Here is a 14657-nt window from a genome sequence, read left to right as displayed (position 1 = left end):
TCCTGCGGAGGGCTCCCCGCCAGCAAGGAAAGGCTCTACTGAGCGGATCCGGAGGGCTCCGACGGCCCCGCCGAGCCGGTGCCGGACGAGGCCGCGTCGCCGCGATCCGGGGCCGGGCGGGCGTCGATCCCGCACAGCACGAGCACCGCCGCAAGGCCCTCCGCGCTGCCCGGCCAGCGTCGCACGATCGCGTCGCGACCCGCCCGCCGGGCGACCGATCGGAGCACCAGTGCGACGACCACGGCGTCGTCTGCGTAGCCCAGCACCGGGATGACGTCCGGCACGAGGTCGAACGGGAGCGCGAGGTAGCCGAGGAGCAGCCACAGCCGGGTCCGCACCCCTCGCGGCAGGTCACGGTCCGCGGCGAGCCGCCGCACCAGCCGCACGACGTCGGGCAGGAGCCGCAACATCTCGCGGACCGTCGTGCGGTCGGGCATCGCGACCCACAGGGCCACGACGAGCGCGACCCACGCAACCAGCAGCCCGGCGAGGACACCCAGCGCGACGTCCCATCCGACCGGCCACCCGGACAGCCCCGCGAGGCTGCCGGCGAGGCCACCGGCCGTCAGAGCGTCCGCTGCCACGCGACGATCCGGTCGACGGCCTCGCCGACGACCTCCACCGACGACGCGAAGGACAGCCGCACCCAGTCCGACCCGTCGACGCCGTCGAAGTCGGTGCCGGGTGTGAGCGCGACGCCCGCCTCGTCGAGGGCGCGCGCGCACCAGGTCTGTGCGTCGAGGCCCGACGCGGAGACGTCCGCGTACAGGTAGAACGCACCGTCCGCCGGCGCGATGCGCGCCCAGCCGAGCTCCGGCAGCCGGTCCAGCAGCAACCGGCGCGCGTCCGCGTAGCGCGCGACGTTCGCGGCCGCCGCGGCGTACCCCTCCTCGCTGAACGCGGCGACACCCGCGTGCTGCGCCAATGCCGGTGGGCACAGCGCGACGTTGCCAGCGAGCGCGTCGACCGGGGTCACGAGGTCGTCGGGCAGCAGCAGCCAGCCGAGCCGCCACCCGGTCATCGCCCAGTACTTCGAGAACGAGTTGACGACGACGGCACCGGTCCCGAGGTGGTGCGCAGCCGTCGCCGCCGGCTCCCCGTAGGTGATGCCGTGGTAGATCTCGTCGCTGATCAGGCGGACACCGTGACCGGCGCACCACGCCGCCAGCTCGGCGAGGGCCTCGGCGCCGATCATCGTGCCGGTCGGGTTCGCCGGGCTCGCCACCACGAGTCCGTCCACCGGGACGTCGAGCGCCTCGAGCTGCGCTGCGCTCGGCTGGTAACGGGTCTCCGGCCCGCACGGCAGCTCGACGACCTCGCAGCCCAGCGCGGTGAGGATGTTCTTGTACGCCGGGTAGCCCGGGCGCGCGAGAGCGACCCGGTCGCCGACGTCGAACGCCGCGAGGAACGCGAGCATGAATCCACCCGACGACCCCGTCGTGACCGCCACCCGGGACGGGTCGACGTCGACGCCGTACCAGCGTCCGTAGTGGGCGGCGATCTCGGCGCGCAGCGCCGGCGCGCCCATCGCCTCGGTGTAGCCGAGGTCACCGCTCGTCAACAGCTCGATCGCCCGCTCCCGCACGACGTCCGAGGCCCCGGTGGACGGTTCGCCCGCGCACAGGTTGACGACGGACTGGCCGGCGGCGCGTCGCGCGTTGGCGGCCGCGAGGATCTCCATCACCGCGAACGGGGGGACGTGGGAGCGCTGGGAGACCTTCAGGCCGCTGCGGTGCGCGTCGGGGGACGTCATGGCCCCATCCTTCCCCTCACGCGGCTGCGATGCCGACCGGGCCGTGGTGCTGGCTGAACCACGGTGCGGTCCGGACACGCGGTCAGCGTCGGTGCAGCTCCGCGAGGACGTGCGCGACGACGGCGTCCGCCGCGGCCTCGACCTGCACCAGGCACTCCTCGAAGGCCGAGCGGCCGCCGTACCAGGGATCGTCGATGTCGAGCACGTGCTCGGCGTCCCCCGGTCGCAGCACGGGCGCCGCGGGGTCGAACTCCCGGTACAGGTGCACGCGCGCGACCAGGGACGTGTCGTCCCCCGCAAGACGTCGCAGTGCTCGCGCGTGCGCGGAGGTCATCGCGAGCACGAGGTCGCGCGCCGCGAGGTCGGCGGCTCGGACCTGGCGGGCCTGGTGGGCCCGCATCGCCGGGTCGTCGTACCCGTGGTCGCGCAGGACCGCCAGCGCGCGCTGGTCCATCGGGTTGCCGTGCTCCTCGCTGCTGATCCCGGTCGAGTCGATCAGGACGTCGTCACCCAGGCCCGCACCGGCGAACCGGTCGCGCAGGACGACCTCGGACATCGGCGAGCGGCAGATGTTGCCGGTGCACACGGTCATCACACGGAACGGCTCTCGAAGGTCGGTCACCGTGCCATTGTCGCCGCTGCGTCGGGGCGGGGTTCGTGGCCGGGTTCGCCTGCCGACGGACGTGTCGCTGAGGGAGGTGCCGAGTCGACGAGCGGGTTCTCGGGCGGAGCTGCCTCGTCGGGACCTTCCTCGCTGCCCGGCGAGCCCGGGCGAGGAAGCACCGACGACGTGCCGGTCGGCGTCGCCGGGTCCACCGCTGCGGGCCCGGGAACCTCCGGATCAGCCGGTCCGTGAGTCGAGACCGTGGATCCCCTGCGGGCTGCGGCCGACGGGTGGCGGGCACCTGGCCGCGACGCCGCCGCAGTCGGCCGAGGTGGCGCCGGCGACGCAGCGCTGACGGGCGTGACCAGCTGGAGGAAGTCCTGCACCGCGGTCAGCGAGGGAGGCATGAGGGGGACGTGCTCGGGGGCCACCGGCACCCCGGAGCGCACCGTCGTCCGCAGCACGGGGTGCTCGGTGTCCCACGCCGAGAGCTCGTGGGCCTCCCAGACGACCGTCTCGCTGAGGGCGCCGAGCTGAGCGAGAACGGGGGCCGGGACCGCCGCCAACGACACCTCGTCGAGGTCGTCCTCGTCGTCCTCCGCCTCGTCGTCCTCCGCCCCTTCGGCGCCTTCGGCCCCTTCGGCGTCGTCCGCCACGTCGTCGTCGGCGAGGTCGGTCCTCCCGCCGGGGCGGGTCCCGTCCGCCGACGGCGTCGGCACCGGACCGGTCGAGCGCTCGACGTTCCGCGCGGGCCCGTCGTCGGACGGCGCGCCGAGCCCGGGCGTCCCGGGCCCGACGGCGACGACGACGTCGAGGACGACGGAGGAGATGAACGGCACCCCGAGGTGCTCGGCGAGCGCGACCCGGTTCTCGGTCGCCCAGATCCAGGAGTCGAGCGCGCGGATCCCGAGGAGCCCGGTGCGGTGGTGCGCGACCTCGATGACATGGAGGCGGTTCTGGGCGTCGATCCTCACGAACGGGACCCGGGCGTGCCCCCCGCCGGGGCGCATCCCCCGGACCTGACGCCAGACGGGCCCGTCGCCCCAGTCGGTGGCCCGGCCGACCCGCTCGAGCGTCGCCGCGATCCGGTACTCGCGGTACCCGGGCGCCCGCTCGGCCCGACGACGTGCGATGGCCGCCTCGACCCGGACGATGATCTCGTCGACCCGCGCGGCGGGGGTCGTCCCGGTCAGCGTCAGCGTCAGCGGCTCGGGGTCGGGGAGCGAGTCGTCCCGAACTCCCGCGACGACCTTCAACCCGTTCCGCGTCGCGCGGAACGACAGCACCCGTTGGCCCTCGCAGACCCACGCGCGCGCGGACTTCAGGTGCTTCGGGGTCAGGTTGCGCTCGTGGTTGGCCCAGGCCTCGATCGGGGCCGCGGTGACCGCGAGCCGCGCAGGGACCCGGTACTCCTCGGCGCGCTCGAGGCCGTCGGACTCGCCGGCGCCGCTGCGCAGCATCCGCTCCGAGAGCGGCGGGTGCACGACGGCCCGCGTGCCGTCGTAGGTGTACAGGTCGATCGGCACCTTGCGCAGCAGCGCGGTGCGTGAGCGGGTCGCCAGGACGACGGTCTCGTCCTCGGCGGGCAGGAATATCGCGAGCCGTCGTCCACGCGCCTCGGCCAGGCCGAAGGCGAGGGCGCGGTCGTGCGCGCGCGGCGGGTGGACGTTCTCGACGACCACGACGAGCGTGTGCTCGTCGACGGTCGCGCGCACCCCCGCGGGGACGGCGCCGAACTGCTCGTCGACGTCGGTCACCGGCAGGTGCGACGCCGCGAGCAGCGCCGTCAGAGGATCGGTCTCCTCGACCGCCGCGGGTGCGGGCTCGGCTGTCTCCCGCTTCCTCGTGAACCACGTCGCCACGCGCGGACCTCCATCCTGTCCTGGAGTACATCGGCACGTCGGGCCCCCGAGTTCAGCCGCCGGCGACGGCAACGCGGGCGCACCAGCCCAGGAGGCCGGTTCGGGTGCCGTGCGGTACCCGCTGGCCTAGCGTGGGGCCATGACCCCGCACCTGATCGCCCTCACCGGCGCGACCGGCGCCCTGGGTGGCCGCCTGGCCCTCCGGCTGGCGGCCGAGGGGGCGCCCCAGCGCCTGATCGTCCGGGACCCCTCCCGCGCGCCACGGCTCCCGGGGGCGCAGGTCGCCGTCGCCGACGGGTACGCCGACACCGCGGCGATGACCGCAGCGCTGCGGGGTGTCTCGGCGATGTTCCTCGTCTCCGGCCGCGAGGCCCCGGATCGCGTCATGCAGCACGTCGCGGCGATCGACGCCGCCGTGGCCGCGGGCGTCGGCCAGGTCGTGTACCTCTCGTTCCTCGGCGCGGCGCCTGCGTGCACCTTCACGCTGGGACGGGACCACTGGATGACCGAGCAGTACCTCGGGCGTCGCGCCGCCGAGAACGGGATGCGATGGACCGCCCTGCGGAGCTCCCTGTACCACCAGGGCTGGGTCCGGTGGGTCGGGGCGGACGGGGTGCTGCGGGGGCCGGCCGGCACGGGACGGGTGGCGTCCGTCGGCCACGACGACCTCGCCGACGTCGCGACGGCCGTCCTGCTCGACGGTCACCCGGAGCACCACGACCGCACCACCTACGACGTCACCGGGCCGGCGCTGCTGGACCTGGACGAGGTCGCGGCCGAGCTCAGCGCCGCGACCGGGCGGTCGGTGACCTACCACCCGGAGACCGTCGACGAAGCCTACGAGTCGCGGGCCCGGTTCCATGCGCCCCGCTTCGAGGTCGACGGGTGGGTGACGTCGTACACGGCGATCGCCTCCGGCGAGCTGGCCGTCGTGTCGGACACGGTGGAACGGTTCGCCGGGCGCCCGGCCCAGACGTTCCACGACTGGCTCGCGGCGAACCCGCAGGAGTGGCAGGGGTTGCGCGCACGCTGACGCGGACGCTGTACCGCGCCGGGCAGACCGGCCGGGTGCGCCTGGTGCCGCCTGCGGTGCGGGCGGTCAGGGCAGGGTGCGAACCACCGTCAGGGCAGGGTCAGGATGACCGGCCCGTCCTCGGTGATCGCGATGGTGTGCTCGGCGTGCGCGGTGAGCGACCCGTCGGCGCTCCGGATCGTCCAGCCGTCCGGGTCGAACACGTACTCGTCGGTGCCGGCCATGAACCACGGCTCGATCGCGATGACGAGCCCCGGTCGCAGGTGCAGCCCCCGACCGGGGCTGCCGAGGTTCGGGACGTGCGGCTCCTCGTGCATGGTGCGTCCGACGCCGTGACCGCCGAAGTCCGCGTTGATCCCGAGCTTCGCGCCACGCCCGACGGCGCCGATCGCGGCGGAGATGTCCCCCATGTGGTTGCCGGGGCGCGCCGCGGCGATGCCCGCCGCCAAGGCCTTCTCCGTCGTCCGGATCAGTCGGGTCGCCTCCGCGCTCGGGGTCCCCACCTGGAACGACACCGCGGAGTCGGCGACCCAGCCGTTCACCTCGGCGGCGAAGTCGATGCTCAGCAGGTCGCCGTCGGCCAGCACGTACGGCGAGGGCAGGCCGTGCAGCGCGGCGTCGTTCACCGACGTGCACAGCACCCCGGGGTACGGGATCGCGCCGAAGCTCGGGTGGTAGCCGAGGTAGACGGACCGCGCGCCGGCGTCGTCGATCATCTGGTGCGCGATCGCGTCGAGGTCGAGCAGGGTCATCCCGATGCGTGCCTGCTCGCGGACCGACGTGAGCACCGACGCGACGAACCGCCCGGCCTCCCGGATCGACGCGATCTCGGCACGTGTCTTCAGTTCGACCATACGAACATCCTCCACCCGTCGCCGGACCGGGACGGACGCGCCGGGCCGGCGGCCGCCCGGGCAGGGAACAGCCCGTGGGCTGGGTGCCGGGAACCGGACCCCTGTCGCGCTGGACGAGTGCGCGACACCCACGGGCTGCGGTGACTGCCGGGATCTCGCTCGTCGCCAGCTCATGACCGGGTCATGGAGTGGAACGGGTGGGACCGGTTCAGTCCGTCCGAGGTACTCGGGCGACTAGCGGGCAGTCACCTCTCGCGTCCGAAGAAACATCACTCTTCGACCACCTCCTTTCCCGATGACCTGACGCTACGTCGCCCGGCACCGGCTGCCAAGAGATTTCGGTCGACGACCTCACCGCGGTTCGGTTCCGCTCGCGCCGACCGGGCCGAGAGCACGGCCAGCGAGAGGCCGAGGACCAGGGCCGTCGCATGCCCTGCGTCGGTGAACGTCTGCACGAACAGGGCCGGACCCAGGAAGTACAGGACGAGCATCGCGACGTACCAGACGCGCCACCGACGCGGCACCCGGGCGGTCAGCCACCCCAGCAGGGCCGCGAGCGCGTAGCTCACCCCGACGTCCTCGGCGTAGACGACCGACCGCGGGACGAGGTGCGCGCCGAGCCCGGTGATGAGAAGGATCGCGACGAACAGGGTCGCCCCCACGTGGCCGATGACCGCCACGACGACGGTCGCGAAGCGCCCGACCCACTGCTGCCCGTAGGCGATCGCCACGAGGAGGGCGAGCACGAGCAGGAGCCCGTCGAGGTCCGGTACGACGAACAGGCTCGCGACGAGCACCGGGACCGGGCGGGTGCGGAGGTTGGCGAGGTTCGTGCTCGTCGCGGAGACGACCTGGTGGACGACCCCGTCGGGCGAGAGCGTCAGAGCGATCGTCAGGGCGGTGATCAGCACGCACACGACGATCCCCAGGTCGGACCGTCGCACGACGTACGCGGTGTGGACCAGCGCGCGGCGGAGCGTCGCGCGCACGGACGGGCGCGATCCGACGTCGGCGGCCGCCACGGCCGAGCTCGCTGTTCCCACAGGACAGACGGTAAGCCCCGCGGATGAGTGCGGCTCTCAGGCGGGGTACACCTGGGTCTCGGTGGCCTTGAGCGTCGCGAACACCGGTGCGCCCGGCGAGAGGTCGAGCTCGGCGACCGCGGCGGCCGTGACGTCGACGAGCACCGGCGGCGTGGAGTCGACGCGGACGCGGATGACGTCGGCGTGCTGCTCGAGCCCGCTCACCCGTCCCTCCCAGGTGTTGCGCGGGGACACGGCGGTCGGGCGATCGCGGTGCAGCGCCACCGCGGACGGCGCGAACGCGACGAACACGTCGCCGTCGGCGGGCTCGCTGAGGTGCAGCACACCCCCACCGACCAGGGCCACCGCCGTGCCGCGGGCCGTCCCGCGGACCAGGTTCAGCCCGACGAGCCGGGCCACGTACTCGGTGCGTGGGGCGCGCGCGACGTCACCCGGGGCGCCCTGCTGGACGACGGTGCCGTTCTCGAGCACGACGATCCGGTCGGCGAGCACCATCGCGTCGACCGGGTCGTGGGTCACGAGGATCGTCGTCCCGGTGAACTCGCCCAGGTGGCGGCGCAGGTCCGAGCGGACGACGAGCCGCGTCGCCGCGTCGAGGGCCGCGAGCGGCTCGTCGAGCAGGAGCAGACGGGGGTCGGTGACCAGGGCTCTCGCCAGGGCGACGCGCTGCGCCTGACCACCGGACAGCTCGGCGGGGTGGGCCGGGGCGAGCTCGGCCAGTCCCACCCGGTCGAGCCAGGACCGTGCGCGTTCCCGTGCGACCGTCCGAGCGACCCCGCGCGACCGTGGTCCGAAGGCCACGTTCTCGAGGACGGTCAGGTGCGGGAACAGCAGGTAGTCCTGGAACACCATCGCGAGGTTCCGGTGCTCGGCGCGGACGAGGTGGTCGCGTGCGGGGTCGTCGAGCAGCACCCCGTCGAGCTCCACGACCCCCGAGCTCAGCGGGACCAGACCGGCGAGGGCGCGCAGGGCCGTCGTCTTGCCGGCGCCGTTGGGCCCGAGGAGCGCCACGACCTCGCCGGGCGACGTGTCGAGCGGCAGGTCGAGCGTGAACCCGGGTCGGGCGACGCCGAGGCGAGCGTGCAGGCCGGTCACCGGCGCACCCCGGAGAGCCACCGGCCGCGCAACGCCGCGAGGACCACGACGGACACCGCGAGCAGCACGACCGACAGCACGATCGCCGCGTCGGGGTCCGTCTCGAGGGCGAGGTACACCGACAGCGGCATGGTGCGGGTGACGCCGGGGAAGTTGCCCGCGAACGTGATCGTGGCCCCGAACTCGCCCAGGGCCCGGGCGAAGGACAGCGCGGCACCGGCCGTCACGCCGGGGGCGACGAGCGGCAGGGTGACCCGGCGGAAGGTCAGCCAGCGCGAGGCGCCGAGGGTCGCGGCCGCGTCGTCGTACCGCCGGTCCGCGGCGCGGAGGGCCCCCTCGACGGAGATCACCAGGAACGGCATGGCCACGAACGCCTCGGCGATCACGACGGCGGCCGTGCTGAACGGCAGGCTGATCCCGAACCACGCGTCGAGGTACTGGCCGACCACCCCGCGCCGGCCGAGCAGCAGCAGCAGCGCGACACCGCCGACGACGGGCGGCAGGACGAGCGGCACGGTGACGAGCGCGCGCACCAGGCTGCGGCCACGGAGCTCGCCGCGTGCGAGCACCCACGCGAGCGGGACACCGAGGAGCAGGCAGATCACCGTCGCGAGCACGGCACTGACGAGGGAGAGCCGCAACGACTCGAGCACCTCGGGCCGGGCGAGCTGGTGCGGGAGGGCGCTCCACGGCGTGCGGACGAGCACCGCGACCACCGGGAGCACGAGGAAGGCGAGACCGAGGGCAGCCGGAAGAAGGAGGAGCGGAGGCACTCCGGTTCCGGGGACACGGCGCACCGGCGCGGATCCCGCGCGGGTCATCCGACCTCGAACCCTGCGGCAGAGAGCACGGCGCGGCCGTGCGGCGACCGCACGAGGTCGACGAACGCCTGCGCGGCCTCCGGGTGGGGGGCGTCCGGCAGCACGACGATCGGGTCCTCGGTGACGGCGGCGGCCGACTGCGGGAACTCGATGCCCTGGACGGCGTCACCGCCGGCGATCACGTCGGTGCGGTACACCAGCCCGGCGTCGACCTCACCGAGCTCGACCTTGGTCAGCACGGCCTTGACGTCCTGCTCGAGGGTGTCCGGCGCCGGGGTCAGACCGGCCGCGGCGAACACGGCGTCGGCCGCCGCGCCGCACGGGACCTGGGGGGCGCACAGCGCGATCCGGAGCTCGGGCCTGGCCAGGTCCGCGAGCCCGGTCACGTGACCCGGGTTCCCGGCGGGGACGGCGATCTCGAGCCGGTTGCGTGCGAACACGGCGGGGGTCGCCCGGCCCGTCGATGCAGCGTCCGTGACCAGGGACATCGTGGCGGTCGACGCGGCTGCGAAGACGTCCACCGGGGCGCCGGCGAGGATCTGCTGGGCGAGGGAGGAGCTCCCGGCGAAGCTGAACCTGACCGTCGTGCCGGGGTGCGCCGCCTCGAACGCGTGGCCGAGCTCGGTGAAGGTGCCGGTGAGCGAGGCCGCGGCGAAGACGGTCACGGTTCCGGCGAGCGGCGCCGAGGTGGAGGCGCCCGGTGCGGAGGAGGGCACGACCGGCCCGGTGCCGGCGGCGCACGCGCCGGTCGACAGCAGCCCGACGAGCGCGAGGGCCGCGGTGCGGATCCTCACGTTCCCGGACCTGCGCCGACGGACGGCGGAACGCGATCGCACAGGCTCTCCTCCGGGGTCGGGAGCCGCGCGACCCGTCAGTCCGGTCGGCGCGCCTCGTCGCGGTCACCGTAACGCCTCGGGTGCGGGATCCCCCGGATCGGCTGCGGCTCATGGATCCAGGTGGGCTCGTCGCGGTGGGCGTCGAGCCACGCGTCCGTCGCCACCGCCGAGAGCGGTCGGGACAGGTGGTACCCCTGCGCGACGTCGCAGCCCACCGACGCGAGCGCCATGAGCACCTCCTCGGTCTCGACGCCCTCGGCGACGACCGTCAGGTCGAGGTTGTGCCCGAGCTCGACGATGCTGCGGACGATCAGCTCGTTGTCGGGGTCGACGTCCATGGTCGTCACGAAGGACCGGTCGATCTTGAGCTCGTCGACGGGCAGGCTCGTGAGCTGGCCGATGCTCGTGTAGCCGACGCCGAAGTCGTCGATCGAGATCCGGATGCCGAGGTTCGACAGGGACTCGAGCAGGTGACGCGCTGTGGCCGGCTCCGTCATGATCGCCGTCTCCGTGACCTCCAGCTCGAGGAGCTCGGGCCGTACCCCGTGCTCGGTGAGGAGGCCGACGACCTCGCCGAGCAGTGCGTCGTCCACCAGGTTGCGTGCGGACAGGTTGACCGACACGACGAGCGGGCGGCCGGCGTCGGACCAGGCCCGGGCCTGCCGGAGGGCCAGGTCGAGGACGCGGCGGGTGAGGGGCCCGATGAGTCCGGTGTGCTCGGCGAGCGGGATGAAGTCGTCCGGCGGCACGAGCCCTCGCGTCGGGTGGTGCCAGCGGACGAGCGCCTCGACCCCGACGACAGCGCCGGTGGTGACGGAGACCTTCGGCTGGTAGTGCAGCACGAGCTCGTCGTGCTCGAGCGCGCGACGGAGGTCGCCGAGCAGCGACACCTTCGACGGGATGCGCGCGTCGAGCTCGGGGTCGTACACGAACACCCCCCGGGCATCCGTCTTGGCGACGTACATCGCGATGTCGGCCCGCTGCAGCAACGTCGGCGCGTCGGAGCCGTGCAGCCCGGAGAGCACGACGCCCGCGCTCGCCTCGAGGTCGAGCACGGCTCCGTCGACGAGGAACGGGATCTCGAGGGTGGCCCGGAGGGCGGCGGCCGCCCCGGTCGCCGCCGTGAGATCCGCGGTGCGGGGCAGCAGGACGGCGAACTCGTCGCCGGCGATCCGCGCGACGGTGGCGTCCGGTCCGACCACCTGGGTCAGTCGGGGCCCGACCTGGCGAAGCACCTCGTCCCCGTGGTGGTGCCCGAAGGTGTCGTTGATCTCACGGAACCGGTCGAGGTCGAGGAGCACGAGGGCTGCGCCGTGTCCGTGACCGGCGATCAGCGCCTGGTCCAGCCGGTCGATGAGCAACGTGCGGTTCGGCAGCCCGGTCAGGGGGTCGTGCAGGGCACGGTGCTCGAGCTCGCCCAGCATGAGCAGCTTGTCCGTGACGTCACGTGCGGTGATCACGAGGCCACCGACGGACGGGTTCGCCTCGAGGTCCTGGACCGACGCCGCGAACCGACGCGTCCCGTGCCCACCGATCAGCCGCAGCTCCAGCTCGGACCCGCGCTCGGGCGTCACGGCGTGCAGCCGGGCGGCGACGCGGGACCGGTCCTGCGGGTCGACCACCGACAGCAGGTCGAACGGCACCAGCGGCCGGGTCCCCTCCGCCGACACGTTCTCCGGAGTGCTCAGGAACCGCTCGGCGGCGGGGCTGAGGAACACGCAGCGGCCGCGCCGGTCGGTGACGAGGACGAGGTCGGAGGACTGGTCGATCAGGGTCCGGTACCGGGCCTCACCGGCTCTCTCGGCCTCCCGCTGGACGGTGATCCGCCGGCGGCGTCCTTGTACGACGCTCACCGCGACGATCGCGAGCAGCATCGCGACCGGACCGGCGTTGCTGTACTGCAGGGCGCGCGCCGAGTGTGCGGACACCTGAGCGGCCTCGGTGGCGAGGACCGCGGACGCCTGCTCGAAGGCCGGGTCCACCTCGGCCTCGTCGAACTCCGCGGCCTCCTCCCACTTGCCGGCCTCGAGCAGCCGGAGCTCCTGGTCGACGGCAGTCCGGTAGCTGCGCCCGGCGATGCGGATCCGTTGGGCTGCGTCGGAGGTGAGGCCTTCCGTGGCAGCCCGGTCGAGGAGCTCGTCGGACCTGGACCGTGAGGCGTTGATCGGCCCCTGGCCTGCGCGGGGGCTCTCCCGCCCGCTGATCACGCGCCACTCCCAGCCGTCCTGCACGTTCAGCTCGGTGACGACCGCCTGCAGGTCGCGTTCGACCCGGATCCCTTGCTCACCGAGGTGCTTGAGCTCGATGGTCACGAGCAGCGGCGCGACGAACCCGAGGAACAGCAGCCCCATCACCGCGAGACGCCGCCCGAGCGCAGGGACCCACGCCGCGACGCGTGGTCCTCCATCCGTGGGTCGCCGCACGAGCGGTGTCATGTCGACACCTCCTGGGCGACGTCGCGCTCACGCGCGCACCGGCTCCCGGCGCTCTTCGCCCGGTACATCGCACGGTCGGCGGCACGCAGCAGTGCCTCGAGCGTGTCCGTCGGGTCGCCACCGATCGCGGTCCCGATGCTCGCGCCGATGCGCGCCGAGCTCGTGCCGATCGGCACCGGCTCGTGCAGGCGACGGCAGAGGTCGTCGGCGATGCGTGCGGCGGCGTCGGCGTCGGCGCCCTCGAGCAGGACGGCGAACTCGTCGCCGCCGATGCGCGCGACGGTGTCGGTGCTCCGGCGTCCGACGGTCAACCGGCGCGCGGTCTCGACGAGGACGGCGTCACCTGCGGCATGACCGTGCGTGTCGTTGACCGACTTGAACCCGTCGAGGTCGACGAACAGCACCGCGAGCCGGGTTCCGTCGCGCTTGGCGCGGTCCAGGGCGTGCTCGCTGCGGTCGACGAACAACGCCCGGTTCGCGAGCTCGGTGAGCGGGTCGTGGAAGGCCTGGTGGTAGAGGGCCGCCTCCAGGCGTCGGCGCTCGGCGACGTTGCCGTCGAGCGCGCTGACCAGGGTGTTGAACGCGAGCGCCGCCTCGCCGAACTCGTCCCGGGACGTCACGGGCAGCCGACAGCTCGCGACGCTCAGCTCGGACCAGTCCCCGGCCCGGGTGGCGGCGCGCACGATCTCGTCGACGCGGTGCATCTGGCGAGACATGCTGCCGAGCCGGCTGCCCACGACGAGGTTGGCGAGCCCGAAGTTGAACCCGCCGACCAGCAGCCCGGCCGCCAGGCACGCGATGCGCGACGGGACGGACCACGCCTCGTCGGGGGTCGCGATCGCCATCCGCTCGAGGAACGCCGGGAAGACCAGTCCACACATCACGCCGAACCCGACCATCGTCAGGCCGAGGCGACCCATGACGCCGACGCGCTGCTGCCGCTCGCTGCGCGTCAGGACCCGGGCGAGCCAGCGGGCCATCGCGTCCGGGACACGACCTGTCGACGCGCCGCGATCAGGTCGCGTCGCGTCGACGAGATCTTCGCTCCGGTTCACCCTGGGGGTATCGGCATCGCAGGACCGTCTGATGATGCTCGGAGCCCGGTGATGACCGGTGCTGCCCGGGTGGGCGTGCGGCGACGGCTGCCGAAGCCGGCATCGTGGCGACGCAAGTCGACCCCGCGACCTGCCGATATCTTCCGGAACGCCCCATTCCCCGGACTCAGCGAGGAGACTGCCGCGGTGGATGCCGAGTTCTACGCCCACCTGATCGACCGTGTCTCCGACGGCGTGTACTTCGTGAGCACGGACCGGCGCATCACCTACTGGAGCGCCGGGGCCGTGGACGTCACCGGCTACACGGCCGACGCCGTGGTCGGGCGAAGCTGCGCCGAGGGGATCCTGCGGCACGTGAACGACGCCGGACGGCAGGTCTGCCTGCACGGCTGCCCGCTCGCCGGCGTGATGAAGGACGGCAGGCCCCGCGAAGCACGCATGTACCTCCATCACCGGGACGGTCATCGGGTCCCGGTGACGATCCGGGGTGAGGCGATCCGCGACGCGTCCGGTCAGATCGTCGGTGCCGCCGAGGTGTTCACCCCGCGTGGTGCGGCCCGGGACCGGCAGGACGCACGCGCGCATGACGACCCGTCGCTCGACCCGGTCGTCGGCATCACCTCACGACGGTTCGGCGAGCTGAAGCTCGCTCCGCTGGTGGCCGCCGTCGCTGACGGAGCCGCCACTCTCGGGGTGCTGTTCCTCGACGTCGACCACTTCAAGCAGGTCAACGACCGGTACGGCCACCGGACCGGCGATGCCGTGCTGCGGATGGTCGGCCTGTCGATCTCCGGGGCGCTGCGGGGTGACGATGCGGCGATCCGCTGGGGCGGCGAGGAGTTCGTCGTGCTGCTCCCGGGCGTGGGAGCGTCCGACGTCGAGGTCGTGGCGGAGCGCGTGCGCATGCTCGTGGAGAACTCCTGGCTTCGGGTGGGCGACGCCGAGCTCCGCGTAACCGTCTCCGTCGGCGCGACCATGGCCCGGCCGACCGAAGCGGCTCTCGACCTGGTCGACCGCGCTGATCGGCTGATGTACGAGAGCAAGCGCGACGGCCGGAACTGCGTCACAGCGGACTCGGGACGGCTCGTGAGCACGGCCGAACGTCCGCTCGTCGGGGACGGCCTTCCGTGGGAGATGCCCGGTCGGTGCGACGTCGACGGCTTCGGGTCCGGGCCGGGCCTCGACGCCGCGGAGGTCAGCTCCGGCTGAGGGCACCTGCGCACTCACGGGCGACGAGCACGTTCCGGGTGGCGGCAGCCCGCCACC

At 73.6% G+C, this 14657-nt stretch carries 13 protein-coding genes; 2 read left to right on the top strand and 11 right to left on the bottom strand.

Annotation, left to right across the window (positions count from 1 at the left end):
• Positions 1–35: 35 nt before the first annotated feature.
• The 4 genes from LJB74_RS10340 to LJB74_RS10325 all read right to left on the bottom strand — a co-directional run bounded on the left by LJB74_RS10340 (position 36) and on the right by LJB74_RS10325 (position 4219).
• Positions 36–584: a YkvA family protein gene (locus LJB74_RS10340; protein WP_259308448.1), complete on the bottom strand. Its 549-nt coding sequence runs from the start codon at positions 582–584 to the stop codon at positions 36–38.
• A complete protein-coding gene (locus LJB74_RS10335) occupies positions 566–1723 on the bottom strand; it encodes a pyridoxal phosphate-dependent aminotransferase (RefSeq protein WP_259310337.1) in 1158 nt (385 codons plus the stop codon). Before LJB74_RS10335 ends, LJB74_RS10340 begins: the two co-directional genes overlap by 19 nt.
• Before the next feature lie 112 nt (positions 1724–1835).
• Entirely contained in the window at positions 1836–2345 is a 510-nt protein-coding gene (locus tag LJB74_RS10330) for a low molecular weight protein-tyrosine-phosphatase (protein WP_259310336.1), read from the bottom strand.
• A 26-nt stretch (positions 2346–2371) separates the two neighbouring features.
• A complete protein-coding gene (locus LJB74_RS10325; protein ID WP_259308447.1) occupies positions 2372–4219 on the bottom strand; it encodes a hypothetical protein in 1848 nt (615 codons plus the stop codon).
• Positions 4220–4358: 139 nt separating this feature from the next.
• Between LJB74_RS10325 and LJB74_RS10320 the strand changes: the two genes are divergently transcribed.
• Entirely contained in the window at positions 4359–5252 is an 894-nt protein-coding gene (locus LJB74_RS10320) for an NAD(P)H-binding protein (protein ID WP_259308446.1), read from the top strand.
• 89 nt (positions 5253–5341) lie between these two features.
• Here the strand turns inward: LJB74_RS10320 and map are convergent, their stop codons facing one another.
• From map to LJB74_RS10285, 7 genes are all read right to left on the bottom strand, one after another.
• A complete protein-coding gene (gene map, locus LJB74_RS10315) occupies positions 5342–6106 on the bottom strand; it encodes a type I methionyl aminopeptidase (protein ID WP_259308445.1) in 765 nt (254 codons plus the stop codon).
• Between the two features lie 269 nt (positions 6107–6375).
• Entirely contained in the window at positions 6376–7149 is a 774-nt protein-coding gene (locus LJB74_RS10310; protein ID WP_259308444.1) for a rhomboid-like protein, read from the bottom strand.
• Positions 7150–7185: 36 nt separating this feature from the next.
• On the bottom strand, positions 7186–8244 hold the full coding sequence (locus LJB74_RS10305; protein WP_259308443.1) for an ABC transporter ATP-binding protein: 1059 nt from the start codon (positions 8242–8244) through the stop codon (positions 7186–7188).
• On the bottom strand, positions 8241–9065 hold the full coding sequence (modB, locus tag LJB74_RS10300; protein ID WP_259308442.1) for a molybdate ABC transporter permease subunit: 825 nt from the start codon (positions 9063–9065) through the stop codon (positions 8241–8243). Before modB ends, LJB74_RS10305 begins: the two co-directional genes overlap by 4 nt.
• Complete coding sequence (gene modA / locus LJB74_RS10295; RefSeq protein WP_259308441.1) at positions 9062–9859, bottom strand: molybdate ABC transporter substrate-binding protein; 798 nt, start codon at positions 9857–9859, stop codon at positions 9062–9064. Before modA ends, modB begins: the two co-directional genes overlap by 4 nt.
• 77 nt (positions 9860–9936) lie before the next feature.
• The gene (locus LJB74_RS10290) at positions 9937–12336 is read right to left on the bottom strand and encodes a bifunctional diguanylate cyclase/phosphodiesterase (RefSeq protein ID WP_259308440.1); all 2400 of its coding nucleotides are present in this window, start codon (positions 12334–12336) and stop codon (positions 9937–9939) included.
• Entirely contained in the window at positions 12333–13391 is a 1059-nt protein-coding gene (locus tag LJB74_RS10285; RefSeq protein WP_259308439.1) for a GGDEF domain-containing protein, read from the bottom strand. The genes LJB74_RS10290 and LJB74_RS10285 overlap by 4 nt, the downstream gene beginning before the upstream one ends.
• Before the next feature lie 186 nt (positions 13392–13577).
• Here LJB74_RS10285 and LJB74_RS10280 point away from each other — a divergent pair, with 186 nt between their 5' ends.
• Complete coding sequence (locus LJB74_RS10280) at positions 13578–14600, top strand: sensor domain-containing diguanylate cyclase (protein WP_259308438.1); 1023 nt, start codon at positions 13578–13580, stop codon at positions 14598–14600.
• The last annotated feature ends 57 nt before the right edge of the window (positions 14601–14657 follow it).

Source organism: Cellulomonas sp. P24 (assembly GCF_024704385.1).
GTDB lineage: Bacteria > Actinomycetota > Actinomycetes > Actinomycetales > Cellulomonadaceae > JAJDFX01.
The sequence above is the reverse complement of the archived record's forward strand: the minus strand, read 5'-3'. Positions and strand labels throughout refer to the sequence as shown.